The organism is Candidatus Blastococcus massiliensis AP3, from assembly GCF_000582785.1.
GTDB classification, from domain to species: Bacteria; Actinomycetota; Actinomycetes; order Mycobacteriales; family Geodermatophilaceae; genus Blastococcus; species Blastococcus massiliensis.
In genome coordinates this window covers 381,372-394,959 of record NZ_HG931175.1, presented here as the reverse complement: position 1 = coordinate 394,959, position 13,588 = coordinate 381,372, and the positions used below count along the sequence as shown (strand labels likewise).

The 13,588-nt window shown below is 73.0% G+C and carries 13 protein-coding genes, 1 pseudogene and 1 riboswitch; of the genes and pseudogenes, 8 read left to right on the top strand and 6 right to left on the bottom strand.

What is annotated here, in order from left to right; genetic code table 11:
• The 3 genes from BN344_RS20850 to BN344_RS16055 all read left to right on the top strand — a co-directional run.
• Positions 1-476: anti-sigma factor domain-containing protein (locus BN344_RS20850; protein ID WP_231486923.1), on the top strand; the 476-nt coding region annotated here is incomplete at its 5' end.
• 22 nt (positions 477-498) lie between these two features.
• Entirely contained in the window at positions 499-1,026 is a 528-nt protein-coding gene (gene mug, locus BN344_RS16060) for a G/U mismatch-specific DNA glycosylase (protein ID WP_197022354.1), read from the top strand.
• A 54-nt stretch (positions 1,027-1,080) separates the two neighbouring features.
• Positions 1,081-1,521 carry an NAD(P)H-dependent oxidoreductase gene (locus BN344_RS16055; protein ID WP_040339558.1) on the top strand — a complete coding sequence of 147 codons (441 nt, stop codon included), beginning with the start codon at positions 1,081-1,083 and terminating at the stop codon, positions 1,519-1,521.
• 71 nt (positions 1,522-1,592) lie between these two features.
• Here BN344_RS16055 and BN344_RS16050 read toward each other — a convergent pair whose 3' ends face one another.
• Both BN344_RS16050 and mqo read right to left on the bottom strand, forming a co-directional pair.
• A complete protein-coding gene (locus BN344_RS16050) occupies positions 1,593-1,796 on the bottom strand; it encodes a cold-shock protein (RefSeq protein ID WP_040339557.1) in 204 nt (67 codons plus the stop codon).
• Between the two features lie 200 nt (positions 1,797-1,996).
• Positions 1,997-3,454, bottom strand: coding sequence for a malate dehydrogenase (quinone) (mqo, locus tag BN344_RS16045; RefSeq protein WP_269319920.1), 1,458 nt, complete (start codon positions 3,452-3,454; stop codon positions 1,997-1,999).
• Positions 3,455-3,727: 273 nt separating this feature from the next.
• Between mqo and BN344_RS16040 the strand changes: the two genes are divergently transcribed.
• Complete coding sequence (locus BN344_RS16040) at positions 3,728-4,597, top strand: tryptophan 2,3-dioxygenase (RefSeq protein WP_040339555.1); 870 nt, start codon at positions 3,728-3,730, stop codon at positions 4,595-4,597.
• Between the two features lie 36 nt (positions 4,598-4,633).
• On the opposite strand, the gene BN344_RS16035 is transcribed toward BN344_RS16040, so the two are convergent.
• Positions 4,634-5,770, bottom strand: coding sequence for an FUSC family protein (locus BN344_RS16035; RefSeq protein ID WP_040339554.1), 1,137 nt, complete (start codon positions 5,768-5,770; stop codon positions 4,634-4,636).
• Between the two features lie 320 nt (positions 5,771-6,090).
• Here BN344_RS16035 and BN344_RS16030 point away from each other — a divergent pair, with 320 nt between their 5' ends.
• Complete coding sequence (locus BN344_RS16030) at positions 6,091-7,380, top strand: RNA polymerase sigma factor (RefSeq protein ID WP_051516024.1); 1,290 nt, start codon at positions 6,091-6,093, stop codon at positions 7,378-7,380.
• Between the two features lie 153 nt (positions 7,381-7,533).
• Here the strand turns inward: BN344_RS16030 and BN344_RS16025 are convergent, their stop codons facing one another.
• The 3 genes from BN344_RS16025 to BN344_RS16015 form a co-directional block, all read right to left on the bottom strand.
• Positions 7,534-8,634: a hypothetical protein gene (locus tag BN344_RS16025; protein WP_040339553.1), complete on the bottom strand. Its 1,101-nt coding sequence runs from the start codon at positions 8,632-8,634 to the stop codon at positions 7,534-7,536.
• Positions 8,631-9,125, bottom strand: a complete 495-nt coding sequence (locus BN344_RS16020; protein ID WP_040339552.1) for a SigE family RNA polymerase sigma factor — start codon at positions 9,123-9,125, stop codon at positions 8,631-8,633. The genes BN344_RS16025 and BN344_RS16020 overlap by 4 nt, the downstream gene beginning before the upstream one ends.
• 184 nt (positions 9,126-9,309) lie before the next feature.
• Positions 9,310-11,154 carry a phosphoenolpyruvate carboxykinase (GTP) gene (locus BN344_RS16015; RefSeq protein ID WP_155858921.1) on the bottom strand — a complete coding sequence of 615 codons (1,845 nt, stop codon included), beginning with the start codon at positions 11,152-11,154 and terminating at the stop codon, positions 9,310-9,312.
• 467 nt (positions 11,155-11,621) lie between these two features.
• Here BN344_RS16015 and BN344_RS16010 point away from each other — a divergent pair, with 467 nt between their 5' ends.
• From BN344_RS16010 to BN344_RS20845, 3 genes and pseudogenes are all read left to right on the top strand, one after another.
• Positions 11,622-12,224 (top strand): TetR/AcrR family transcriptional regulator, encoded by a 603-nt coding sequence (locus tag BN344_RS16010; protein ID WP_051516023.1) that lies wholly within the window; start codon positions 11,622-11,624, stop codon positions 12,222-12,224.
• Between the two features lie 59 nt (positions 12,225-12,283).
• The gene (locus BN344_RS16005; RefSeq protein ID WP_155858920.1) at positions 12,284-12,694 is read left to right on the top strand and encodes a hypothetical protein; all 411 of its coding nucleotides are present in this window, start codon (positions 12,284-12,286) and stop codon (positions 12,692-12,694) included.
• A 54-nt stretch (positions 12,695-12,748) separates the two neighbouring features.
• Positions 12,749-12,910: riboswitch (cyclic di-AMP (ydaO/yuaA leader) on the top strand.
• Between the two features lie 272 nt (positions 12,911-13,182).
• Positions 13,183-13,588: pseudogene (locus BN344_RS20845) on the top strand (hypothetical protein); the annotation flags it as partial.

The following is a 13,588-nucleotide window of genomic DNA, read 5'->3' as shown; positions in this document are numbered from 1 at the left end:
CGCCGCGCCGGCGGTGGACGGCGGTCCTGGTGGCGGCCGCGCTGGCCGGCGTCGTCGGCCTGGGAGGCTGGGCGATCGCGCTCCTGGGCGACCGGGACGAGGCGCAGCGGACGGCGGCCTCGCAGGCCGCGCTGGTGGAGCAGCTGCTCCGCCCCGGCCCGGCGACGGTCGTCCCGGTCGAGGCCGACGACGGCCGGACGGTGGCGACGCTGGTGGCCCGCGACGACGGCGTGCAGGTGGTCAGCCACCGCCTGGCGGCCAACGACAGCGACCAGACGTACGTGCTGTGGGGGCTGGACCAGGGGACGCCTCAGGCGCTGGGCACCTTCGACGTCACCGGGTCGGGCCGGCAGCTGGCCAGCCTCGAGGTCGACGGTGCCGACGCGTTCCCCAGCTACGGCATCAGCATCGAGCCCGGGAACACCGCGCCCGAGGCCCCGACCGACGTGGTCGCCCGGGGCTCGCTGCCCAGCTGACCGGCCGGTCGGGAGCACCGCCGTGGGCGTCCCCGGAGCAGGGCAGCCGGCCAAGCCGCTGCCCGACGTCGTCGCGCCCGGGCTGGACGTGCTCTTCTGCGGGATCAACCCGTCGCTGATGTCGGCCGAGCGAGGGCACCACTTCGCCCGCCCGGGCAACCGGTTCTGGCCGGCGCTGCACCTGGCGGGGCTGACCCCGCGCCGGTTGCGGCCGGAGGAGGACCGCGAGCTGCTCGTCCACGGCCTGGGCGTGACCAACCTCGTCGACCGGCCGACCCGCACGGCCGCGGAACTGACCCCGGACGAGCTGCGCGACGGCGCCGTGGCCCTGGACGAGCTGGTCCGCCGGTACCGGCCCCGGGTGCTGGCCGTGCTCGGCGTCACCGCCTACCGCGCCGGCTTCGCCCGGCCCCGCGCGGTGCTCGGCGTCCAGGACGAGCGGATCGGGGGAGCGGTCACCTGGGTGCTGCCCAACCCCAGCGGGCTCAACGCACACGTCCAGCTGCCCGACCTGGCCCGGCTCTACGGCGAGCTGCGCCGTCCCTCCTGACCGGCCGGCACGCCACGGCGAGCACGCCGGGTGCGGGAACGGGAGAATCCGCGGATGCCGACTCTGCTCGTCGTCCACCACACGCCCTCACCCGCCCTGCAGGCGGTGCTCGAAGCGGTGAAGGAGGGCGTCGCCATGGTCGAGGAGGCCGATCTGGTCCTGCGCCCGGCCCTGTCGGCCGGGGCCGCCGACCTGCTCGCCGCCGACGGCGTCCTGCTCGGCACGCCGGCGAACATCGGCTACATGTCCGGTGCGCTCAAGCACTTCTTCGACACGGTGTACTACCCGTGCCTGGAGGCCACGGTGGGGCTGCCCTACGGGGTCTACGTGCACGGCAACGACGACACGTCCGGCGCGCTGACCAGCGTCGCCCGGATCACCGGAGCGCTGCGCTGGAAGCAGGTCGCGGAGCCCCTGAGCCTGACCGGGGCGGCGTCACCGGCCGATCTGGACGCCGTCCGGGAGCTCGCCGCGACGGTGGCCGTCAGCCTGTAGCGGACCCCGGAAACGCCGACGGGGGCCACGGCGCACGAGGCGCCGTGACCCCCGTCGGGGATCAGTTCAGATCAGATGGGGCGAACGTTCTCCGCCTGCGGGCCCTTCTGGCCCTGCGTGACGTCGAACTCGACCTGCTGGCCCTCGTCGAGCGAGCGGTAGCCGTCGCTGACGATGGCGGAGTAGTGGCAGAAGACGTCGGCGCCGCCGCCGTCCTGGGCGATGAACCCGAAGCCCTTCTCCGCGTTGAACCACTTCACAGTGCCCTGAGCCATGTCGATCTTCTTCCGTGCTGGAGGTGACCGGACCGGCACTCGCCGACCCGGGGCCGCCGCACCGACCGGCAGGACCGAGAGGAACGTCAGGGCAGAGACGACTGCGGACGTTCGAGAACGAGCAGAGGTACAACAGCGACCGAGGAGAACCCTACCCCGACTCCGCCCCGGGGCGGTAGCCCCGTCCCCGGGGCGGCGGGTCAGCCGTTGAGTTCCAGGGTCTGCATCGTGTCCGCGCGGACCTGGGCGAGCAGCTCGGGCTCACGGTTCAGCGAGCGCCCGTAGGAGGGGATCGCCTCCTGCAGCAGCGGCCGCCAGCCGGCGATCCGGTCGGGGAAGCACCGCTCCAGCAGCGTGAGCATGGCCGAGACCGCCGTCGAGGCGCCCGGGGAGGCGCCGAGCAGCCCGGCGATGCTGCCGTCGCCGCCGACGATGAGCTCGGTGCCGAACTGCAGGACGCCCTTGCCGGTGTTCGGGTCCCGCTTGATCACCTGGACGCGCTGCCCGGCGGTGATCATGTCCCAGTCGGCCTGCTCGGCCTCGGGCACGAACGCCTGGAGGGACTTGTGCCGGGCACCGCGCGACTGCAGCAGCTCGCCGATCAGGTACTTGGTGAGCGCCAGCTCGGTACGGGCGACGCCGAGCATCGAGCCCAGGTTGTTGGGCCGCACGCTCAGCGGCAGGTCGAACATCGACCCGGCCTTGAGGAACTTGGGGGAGAAACCGGCGTAGGGGCCGAACAGCAGCGAGTGGTCGCCGTCGATCAGCCGCAGGTCCAGGTGCGGCACCGACATCGGCGGCGCGCCGACGGCGGCCTGTCCGTAGACCTTCGCCTGGTGCTTCGAGACCAGCTCCGGGGAGGTGGTGCGCAGGAACATGCCGCTGACCGGGAAGCCGCCGAAGCCGGCGATCTCGGGGATGCCGGTCTTCTGCAGCAGCGGCAGGGCGCCGCCGCCGGCGCCGACGAAGACGAAGCGGGCGCGGACGACCTTGGGCTCACCGGTGCGGGTGTCATCGACGGTCACCTTCCACCGGCCGTCGGTCTCGCGCTCGATGCTCGACACGCGCTGGTGGGTGTGCGCGGCCACGCCGCGGGTCTCGGCGTCGGCCAGCAGCAGCTTGGTCAGCGCACCGAAGTTGACGTCGGTGCCGGCCACCGAGCGGGTGGCCGCCACCGCCTCCTGCGGATCGCGTCCGGCCATGACCAGCGGGATCCAGCCCGCGAGCTCGGCGGGGTCCTCGGTGTGCTCCATCTCGGCGAACAGCGGCTGGGCCTTGAGGGCCAGGTAGCGGGCGCGCATGTACCGGCGGCCCTCGTCGCCGGTGACGAAGCTGACGTGGGGGACCGGGGTGATGAACTCCTTGGGCGAACCCGTCATGCCGCCGCGGACGAGGTGCGACCAGAACTGGCGCGACACCTGGAACTGCTCGTTGATCGTGACGGCCTTCGTGGCGTCCACCGTGCCGTCGGGGCCCGCGGGGGTGTAGTTCAGCTCGCACAGCGCGGCGTGCCCGGTACCGGCGTTGTTCCAGGCGTCCGAGCTCTCCCCGGCCAGCGCCGGGCCGGACTCGAACACGGTCACCGACCAGTCCGGGGCCACGACGCCGAACAGCGCGGCCAGGGTGGCGCTCATGATGCCGCCACCCACGAGCACCACGTCGGGATTCGCGCTGTCAGGTACTACGCCGGGATTCACGTCTGCCTCTCTGGCTCCTGCGGGAGGGCGCACGGGGGCGCCCGCTGTCGATGGTCGGCCGAATCTGCCGCCGACATGCGGCGCTTCCGGTGTGAGGAATCTCCGGGCAGTGACCTTGGTCATCCGGCGGGCTCGCCGACCGGGGGTTTCCCCGCTGCGGGCCGGGGCATGCCCGCCGGTCGTCACTCTTCCAGAGGAGGTCGCTCGGGCCGCGCGGAGGTCTAGCGTGCGGTCATGGCGAGCGTTCCCGACGAGGGCGGCCGCGCGGAGCGCGCCCTCGAGGACTCCATCCGCACCGACCTGGCACCCGACGGCAGCTACGGGGGCTACCTCGGTCTGGACCAGCTGCTGAGCGCCCAGCACCCGCGCAGCCGGCCGGAGCACCACGACGAGCTGCTGTTCATCGTCCAGCACCAGACCAGCGAGCTGTGGTTGAAGCTCGTCCTGCACGAGCTGATGGCCGCACGTCGATATCTGGCCGCGGACGGGCTCGATCCCGCGCTGAAGTGCCTCGCCCGCGTGAAGAACATCCAGCGCACCCTGACCGAGCAGTGGTCGGTGCTCGCCACGCTGACGCCCCGGGAGTACGCCCAGTTCCGGAGCGCGCTGGGCAACGCGTCGGGCTTCCAGTCCCACCAGTACCGGGCCGTGGAGTTCGTCCTGGGCAACAAGAACGGGGCGATGCTCGCGGTGTTCGACGGCGAGCCGGAGGCCCGGCGGCTGCTCGAGGAGCTGCTGGGGACACCCACGCTCTACGACGAGTTCCTGGCCCTGCTCGCGCGCACCGGGTTCGACGTGCCCGCCGACGTCCTGTCGCGGGACGTCCGGGAACCCTGGCGGTTCCAGGCCGGCCTGGTCCCGGTGTTCCGGCGCATCTACGAGTCCACCGACACCCCCTGGGGCGTCTACGAGGCGTGCGAGAGCCTCGTGGACATCGAGGACAACTTCCAGATGTGGCGGTTCCGGCACCTGCTGACCGTGCAGCGCACGATCGGGGCCAGGACGGGCACCGGGGGGTCCTCGGGCGTCGGGTTCCTGCGCCGGGCGCTGGACCTCACGTTCTTCCCCGAGCTGTACGCGGTGCGCACCGAGATCGGCACCTGAGCGCGTCACCCGCACCGGCCGGGACGCCCCGGCGGGTCACGGGGGAGGCTCCGGCTGCCCCCAGGAGCGGGCGACGGCGGCGTCCGGCGGACTCAGCGAGATCAGTCCGCGGCGCACCGTGTCGATGACGCTGCCGGCCACGAACAGGTCCTCCTGGGTGCTGGTGCGTGTCCGGCGGACGTCGTCGGCGAGCGCCCGGAGGGCTTCGTCCGCGGCGTGCAGCGCGTCCAGGTCCGCTGTCTCGGCCTGCACCGAGCGGAGCGCATCGCCCAGCGCGGCCAGCGCGCGGGCGGCCGCGGGGCGGAGCGCCGGGCCCAGGGCGACCTGCTCGAACTCCGCGCGCTCGGTGTCGGCGAGCACGTCGGCGAGCTCCTCCACCAGCAGTGCCAGCCGCTCCAGCGCCCGCGCCTGCCGCACCTGCTGCTGCGCGTGCTCCGCGTACCGGCGCGCCCGGCGGTTGCCGCGTTGCGCTTCCAGGGTCTGTTCGACCGCCGCGCGCATCCGGGCGAGCACCGGATCGATGGTGCGGGTGCGGTCCTGCCATCCCTGCGCGGTGGGCGGCCGCTCCTGCCGCAGGCCGTCGGCGAGGTCCTCGAGCTGGTCGGCCAGCGTGTCGCGGAGGACCTGCAGCTGGGTCTGCGCCGGCGCCAGCGGCAGGGGAGGGAACGCCGAGGTGACGGCGAGGCCGACGAGCGCGCCCAGCAGGGTCAGGCCGGCGTAGCCGAGGACGTAGCCGGTGGGGTTGGTGTGGCCGATGATGAGCACGAACAGTGCCGACGTGGGCAGCCAGCTCCGCGAGCTCCCCAGCCAGGACCAGCTGCCGAGGAGCACCCCGACGCCGACCACGAGCGCGATCGTCACGAGGTTCGGTCCGGCCAGGGCGTCGGCCGCCAGCGCGACCGCCGCTCCGAGCGAGATCGCCGTGACGGCCTGGGCCGCCTCCCGCACGGAGCCGGTCAGGGTCGTCGACGTGGCGATCAGGGCGCCCAGCGGCGCGTAGTACGGGTAGTCGGCCGCCGGACCGGGGACCAGCTGCACCAGGGTCCAGGCCAGGGAGGCGGCCAGCGCGGCCTTGACCGCCATTCCCAGCCGGGGGTGCCGGGCCCAGAGCCGGCGCACGCGGGCGGCCAGGGCAGCGCGGGACAGGGGCGGTCCGCTGCCGTCGTCTCGCACGAGTCACCTCCCACTGCCGCGTCGCGGAGTCATCCGTGCCCGGGGCGGTGGCCCGCGGAACACGTATCCACGTGCCGTCACCGGCCCGCGGGAACGGGCGGTCCCACCCCGACGGGGCGGCTCGCGCAGAAGCCGGCGGCATCCACGGCGAGGGGAGGCTAAAATGGCGAGTCGTCCCCGGGACCGCGCCGATCCGGCCGGTACCGCGGGAACAGACCTCCACCCTCAGCGCGTGCCGGCTCCCGTCGTGCACGTGCCGGCCTCTCCGCCAGGACTGCACGTTCCTGCGACGCCGTCCGACACCGTCACGAGAGGCGACGATGACCGCGACTCCCACCGCCCAGCCGGTTCCGAACGACACGGACGAGACCGCCACGCCCACGAGCAAGCCGAAAACCAAGGCCGCGGCCAAGCCCCGCGCGAAGGCCGCTCCGAGGAAGAAGCCCGCCGCGAAGCCCGAGGCTCCGGGCGCCACGACCGGCAGCGAGGCCGTCCCCGTCGTCGAGGACGCCGTCGACCCGGTGGTGGACGGGCAGACCGTCACCATCGCCCCCGCGGCGGTGGAGGAGGACGACGACACCGACACCGACACCGAGCCCGCGGACGGCACGGCCGCCCCTGGCTTCGAGTGGGAGGACGAGGAGGGGTCGGCGGCGCTGCGGAAGGCTCGCAAGGACGCCGAGATGACGGCCTCCACCGACGCCGTCCGCGCCTACCTCAAGCTCATCGGCCGGGTGAAGCTGCTCACCGCCGAGGAGGAGGTCGACCTCGCCAAGCGGATCGAGGCCGGGCTCTACGCGAGCCACAAGCTCGCCGAGGCCAGCGCCGCGGGGGAGACCCTCCCCACGGCCCGCCGGCGCGAGCTCACCTGGGTGCTCCGCGACGGCGAGCGCGCCAAGGACCACCTGCTGGAGGCGAACCTGCGCCTGGTGGTGTCCCTCGCCAAGCGCTACACCGGCCGTGGCATGGCGTTCCTGGACCTGATCCAGGAGGGGAACATGGGCCTGATCCGTGCGGTCGAGAAGTTCGACTACACGAAGGGCTTCAAGTTCTCGACGTACGCGACGTGGTGGATCCGCCAGGCGATCACCCGTGCCATGGCCGACCAGGCGCGCACCATCCGGATCCCGGTGCACATGGTCGAGGTCATCAACAAGCTCGGCCGCATACAGCGCGAGATGTCGCAGTCCCTCGGCCGCGAGCCCACCCCGGAGGAGCTGGCCAAGGAGCTCGATCTCACGCCGGAGAAGGTGCTGGAGATCCAGCAGTACGCCCGGGAGCCGATCAGCCTCGACCAGACCATCGGCGACGAGGGCGACAGCCAGCTCGGCGACTTCATCGAGGACTCCGAGGCCGTCGTGGCCGTCGACGCGGTGAGCTTCGGTCTCATGCAGGACCAGCTGCTGAGCGTGCTGCAGACGCTGTCGGAGCGGGAGGCCGGCGTCGTCCGCCTGCGCTTCGGGCTCACCGACGGCCAGCCCCGCACCCTCGACGAGATCGGCCGCGTCTACGGGGTCACCCGCGAGCGGATCCGGCAGATCGAGTCGAAGACGATGTCGAAGCTGCGCCACCCCAGCCGCTCCCAGGTCCTGCGCGACTATCTCGATTAGCAGCCCTCCGGGCTGCTGACCGCGGCCAGGAGCCGTACCCCTGGGCGCTGAGCCCCACCGTCGTGCCTACGCGGGACCCTTCGGGCCCGCTCGGCACGACACGACGAAGGGTCCCGACCAGCCGGTCGGGGCCCTTCGTCGTGCGCGGGTCGGTCAGTCGGTGGCGGCGGCCCACTCGGCGGCGGTCTGTGCGTCGAAGTAGCGGGTGAAGCCGCAGCCCTGACCGATGAGGCCCTGGCCCTCGATCTCGCTCGCGACCCCGGAGACGAGCAGCCGGGTGCCGACGAAGTAGGTGTCCGGGGATCCTTCCGGCAGCTGGGTGTAGGGGTTCTCCAGGTGCAGCGACACCGTCTCGCCGGTGCCGCCGCGGTACCAGCCGTGCACCCGGAACGTGACCTCCAGGTAGGTGTCCGGCGCGGAGCCTGCCGGCTCCGGGCCGAAGCGTGGCGCCCCGATCTCGGTGACGGTCCCGTCCAGCGCGAAGTCCTGCTGCGCCACGAGGGCGGGGGAGTACTCGGGGCAGCTCGCGGCCTCGGCGGTCGGCAGAGGGCCTGCCGGCAGTTCACCGGCGGCGACGGCGGTCCACTCGGCGGCGGTCTGCTCGTCGTAGTAGCGGGTTCCGCCGCAGGAGAAGCCGAAGTACCCGGTGTCCTCGGTGACGGTCATGGTGCCCGAGGGCCGCTCCGTGTCGCCGACGACGCCCGACACCAGCAACCGGGTGCCGACGCCGTAGCTCCCCACGTCGGAAGTCTGCGATCCGACGTACGGAGGATCGAGGAAGACGTCCACCGTCTCGCCGGAGCCGCCGTGGAACCACGTATCGACCCGGAAGGTCACCGTGGAGTACTGGGTGGGCATCTCCGGGCCCAGGTCGGGACCCGGCTCGATCTCCGTCACGGTGCCGTCGAGGGCGAAGGCACCCTCGCGGGTCAGGTGGGCGGCGAGGTTCGCAGGTGAGTACCCGGCGGCGCAGTCCTGGGCCTCGCTGCCGAGTGCGCCCACACCGGTCGGGGGAGCGGTGTCCGCGTCCGCCACCGCGTCGGAGGGCGCGCCGGGCCCTGTCGGGCTCCAGCCGGACGCGACGCCGCCGACGACCACCACCGCCGCGACCAGCCCACCGACGCCGGCCAGCTGGACCCGACGGCGGCGGCGCACCTTCCTCAGCGCTCCGCCGGCCAGGTCGGCCGAGCGGGGTGCGCCCGTGGCGTCGGCGGCGAAGAGCTCGCGCAGCTGCTTCTCGGTCGGGCTGGTCATGGCGCCTCCTGGACGGTCGCGGCGACGGCGGTGGTCCGGAGACCTGCCAGGGCGCGCGAAGCGGTCGAACGCACCGCGCTCGGGCTGACCCCCATGGCCTCGGCGATCGCGGCGTCGTCGAGGTCGGCGTAGTACCGCAGCACCAGCACGGTGCGTGCCCGGGGCGCCAGGTCGGCCAGCAGCACGCGCAACTGGTCCCGTTCCTCGAGGCCGTCCCCGGGGCCGGGGCCCGGTGCTGTCGAGGTGTCGGGCAGGTCGGTCGGACGCTCGGTGCTCGAGCGTCGCCGTCGCCAGCTCAGGTGCGCGTTGACCAGCATCCGGCGCACGTAGGCCGCTGGATCGGTCGCCGCCGACACCTTGCGCCAGTGCCGGTAGGCGTCGGCCAGCGCCGTCTGCGCCAGGTCCTCGGCGAGGTGCCGGTCCCCGGTCAGCACGAACGCCAGCCGCAGCAGGGACGCCCCCTGTGCGCCCACGAACTGCTCGAACGTCACGCCCCGCTCCCGTCAGCCGTCTCCACCCGGTAAGACGCATCGACCACCGCCAGACGCTGCACGCGGCGGCAGCGGATCATGCCGGGTCTTCGGCAGCGGTGCGGGCAGGCGCGCGCCGGACGACGAAGGCCCCGACCAGCAGGTCGGGGCCTTCGTCGTCTCAGGGGCCGTCAGCCCCCGGGCATCACGTGGCCTCGGCGTCCAGGGCCTCGGACACGCGGCGGTGCGCCGCCCAGATCTCCTCCGGCACGTCGCGGAACAGCGAGAGGTGCTGCTCGCGGTGCGCCATCTCCTGCTGCCAGCGCGGGACGTCGATCGACAGGATCGTCTCCAGGTCGTCCGGGCGCAGGTCGTCCATGCCCTCGAGCTGGAGCTCGTCCTTGGTCGGCACGATGCCGACGGGGGTCTGCCGGCCCGTGACCTCGCCGTTGCGCAGCTGCATGAGCCACAGCAGCGGGCGGAGGTTGTCGCGGTAGCCCGGCCACAGGAAGCGGCCGTCCTCGCCCCGCTGGAACCAGTTCACGTGGGCGAAGACCGGCTGCTCCTTGGCGGCGCCGATGACCTTCAGCCAGTGCGCGGCGTACGCGCCCTCGGGGTAGGCCATGAACGGCCGCATCGACATCGGGTCGTAGCGCAGCACGCCCTCGGTGCCCTCGGCGGCGAAGGTCGCCTCCGCACCCAGGGTGAGGCCGTCGTAGACGCCCTCGGGGAGGTCGGTGATCGCGCGGATCAGCGGCTCGCGGTCACGGGTTCGCCCGCCGAAGATGATCGCGTCGACCGGCACGCCCTTCGGGTTCTCGTAGTCCGGCGCGATGTTCGGGATGTTGGCCAGCGTGGTGGTGAACCGGCTGTTCGGGTGGGCCCAGGGCTCGTCCTTCTCCGCCTCGGAGCGCTCCGAGATCAGCTGACCCTTCCAGTCGCGCCACCCCTCGGTGTCGGCCGGCGGGGTCTTCGACTTGCCCTCCCACCAGACGTCCTGCGTCTGCTCGTTGTAGGCGACGTTGGTGAAGATCGTCCCGGTGCCCTCGGAGATCGCCTCGACCGCGGTGGGGTTGGTGACGTCGTTGGTGTCCTTGGCGACACCGAAGGCGCCGTACTCGGGGTTGATCGCGTAGACGCGACCGTCCTCCTCGTCGACCCACAGCCAGGCGATGTCGTCGCCGTAGAAGTGCACCTGGTAGCGGTCACCCAGGGCGTCGGGCGACAGGATCATGGCCAGGTTCGTCTTGCCCGACGCGCTCGGCATGCCACCGCAGATGTGGTACGTGCGGCCGGTCTCCTTGTCGGTGATGCCGAGCAGCAGGAACTGCTCGGCGAGGAACTTGCCCGACGCCCAGCCGTCGTAGGTCGCCTGGCGCAGGCCGTGGGCGATCTTGCCCAGCAGCGCGTTGCCGCCGTAGGACGAGCCGTAGTGGAGGATCGTGCGCTCGTCGGCGATCGTCACGAAGTAGCGCTGGTCGTCGGCGGTGCCCTGGCCCAGGTTGTCCAGGTCGCCGGTGACGTGCACCCCGCGGACGAAGTAGTCCGGGTCGGCGAGCTCGTTGACGTATTGCACGCCCACACGGGCCATGCGGATCATGTGCAGCACCACGGTGCGCGTGTCGGTGAGCTCGACACCGGTGGCGAAGGCCTGCAGCGGGGAGCCGGGCGGGGCCATCACGTAGGGGACGACGTACATCGTCTTGCCCGCGGACTTGCCGGCCATCCGCTCCTCGAGCATCGGCCGCATCTCCGACGCCGGGCGCCAGTTGTTGTACTCGCCCTTGTCGTCGGGGTTGTTCGTCGCGACGACCGTGCGCTCCTCGGAACGCGCCGTGTCCTTCGGATGGCTGCGGGAGTAGTAGCGCCCCTTCCCGGCGGGCAGCAGCTCCCCGGCCTCGAGCGCCTCGCGGATGAGCCGCGCGTCGTCGGAGGCGTTGACGACCTCCACCCGCTCGGCGCCGGTGTGCTGCGCCCAGTGCTTCACGTAGGACCGGACGGCTTCGTTCGTCAGTCCAGCTTCGTCCAGTACCGCGTCTATGGCAGCCACGAGGATCCTCTCCATCCGCTACGACCCACCTTCTCCTCCCGGGCGTGATCCAGCCACCGCGCCCACCGGCCGGTGGTGCGGGGCGGATCCCGGATCGGGAAACAGTCCGGTGATCGTGTCAGGCGGGTTACCCGGCGGTGACATCGGGAGGCCAAGTGCGTCCGTTCGGGGGGGTGCGGCTACGTCCGATCGTGCTCGGCATGTGATGCGCGTAACGGGCCGGGCAGCCCGGGCGCCGTGCACGAACTCCTCGCGCATGCGGGTGGCGAGGACGACCTCGTCGTCCCCTGGCCAGGCCGAACGGCACGCCGATGAGGAAGATCGCCAGCAGTGCCGAACGGCCCGCTCAGCCGGCCCCCTGGAAGATGGCCACGCCGGCCGTCGCCTCCAGCGGCACCAGGATGCTGCGGAACCATCAGGACCAAGAGCACGAACGCCAGCCCGACGACGGCGAGCGGAGGAGTGGCATGAGGGGCTCGCACGGCGCGGCGGGGCCGGACGGCGGCGCCGCACGCAGGGAGTCGCCGGGGCGCACCCGGGTGGAGCAGGCCGCGCTCCGGCTGTTCGCGGACGAGGGGGTCAGCGAGACGTCGCTGCAGAAGATCGCCGACGCCCTGGGGGTGACGAAGGCCGCCGTCTACTGGCACTACAAGTCCAAGGACGAGATCGTGCTCGCCGCCCTGCGGCCGGCGCTGCAGGAGCTCGAGCGGCTGGCCGACGCGGCAGAGGCGGAGCGCAGCCGACGGGCCCGCGTGGAGCTGCTGGTGACCGGCATCGTGGACCTGCTGCTGAGCAACCGGCGGGGTCTGACCGTCCTCGTGGGTGACGTCGCGGTGCGGCACCTCCTCGAGCAGGACCCCTCGCTCATCGGCGTCGTGGGCCGGATCGTCGACCTGCTCTCCGGGCCGGACCACGAGCCCGGCGCCCGCGTCGCCGCCACGTTGTTCCTCGCCGGGCTCCCCGGGCCCACCACCGATCCGGGCAGCGTGTCGCTCGGCGACGACGAACTGCGCGAGCACCTGCTGGAGAGCGGACGCCGGCTCCTGACGGGCCGCCGCTCCACGCGCTAGCGTCCCCGCAGCACGGCGCGTCCCGCCGACGACGGCCGGCGTCAGTGAGGGAGTCCGACGTGCCGACCGGTGATCCGAACCCGCTCCGGGACGTCTTCGCGACTGCGGCCGCGCGGGTGCTGGCCCAGCACCCCGCCGACGAGCAGCGGCGCATGCTCAGCGCGCCGGGGCTCGCCGCCGAGGGCAGCTTCTACGGTTTCGTGTCCGGCGACGCGCTCACCGTCAAGCTCCCCGCCGATCGCGTGCAGGAGCTGGTCGCTGACGGCCGGGGCCTGCCGTGCTCGCCGCGACCCGGACGCCCGATGCGGGAGTGGGTGCAGATCCCCGCTTCCGACGTGGCGGCCTGCACGGACTGGCTGCTCGAGGCGCGCGCCTTCGTCACGGGGGCAGCCGCGACAGGCGCTCCGGGCGCTTCCCGCGATCCTCGTCACGCCCGGAATCGACGCTCGCCGATTGTCACGGACGGATAACGATGGTTACCGTGGCTGGGTCCGCAGGTCGACATGTCCCCATCCGGGGAGCCCGTGCGGACACCGCCGAGTCGCCCTCGTCCCTCGGGACACGGGGGAGCCGGGGACCCACCGCAGCACTGGGGTGAATCCCGCGCCGGGCACCATCCGGCACGGGTAGGGCACTTCTGAGCCCGAACCCGTCAGCTAACCCGGTAGGCGGGATCGGAAGAAACGGAGAGCCGCCGGATGGCGCGCCCTTGCACCACCGCACGACTCCGCTCCGCCCGGCTCCACCGGCCGCAGGAGCGCCCCCACAGCTGACGCCGCCTGCCGCTCCCGCCGCTGTCCGAAGCAGCCGGACGCAGTCCTCCCGCACACCCGCCCGGCTCACGCCGCGTGGGTCCCGGCAGGTCCAGGGAGCCGCAGCCCTCGACGCCCGCACACCCGTCGCAGCCCCTCGCCCCTCACGGGCCGGCCGCACGCACCCCTCCGGAGCACCCGTACCCATGCACCGCCGTACCACCCTGTCCAGCGTCCGTGGCCGGCTCGCCGCGCCCTACGGCCGTCCGCCGGCCCGTGGCCGTCGCCCCGCCGTCTACCTGGGGACGGCCGCCGCCGGCGCCCTCCTGGTCAACGTGCTCGTCGCCACCGGGCCGGCCGCCCACGCCGAGCCGGTCGACTCGCAGACGACGAGCGTCGCCCGGCAGCTCGGGATCGAGGGGTCCACCGGGTCTCCCGACCTCGCCCGCGAACTCGAGCCGCTCGCCGACCTGGCCGCCAGCCGCAGCAGCCGGGAAGCGGCCGAGGCCGCTGCACAGTGGACCCAGGCCGCGGCCGACCAGGCCGTCCTGGACCGGCTGCAGGCCGAGGCGGAGGCAGCCGCCGCTGCCCAGCGCGCCGCCGAGGAGGCCG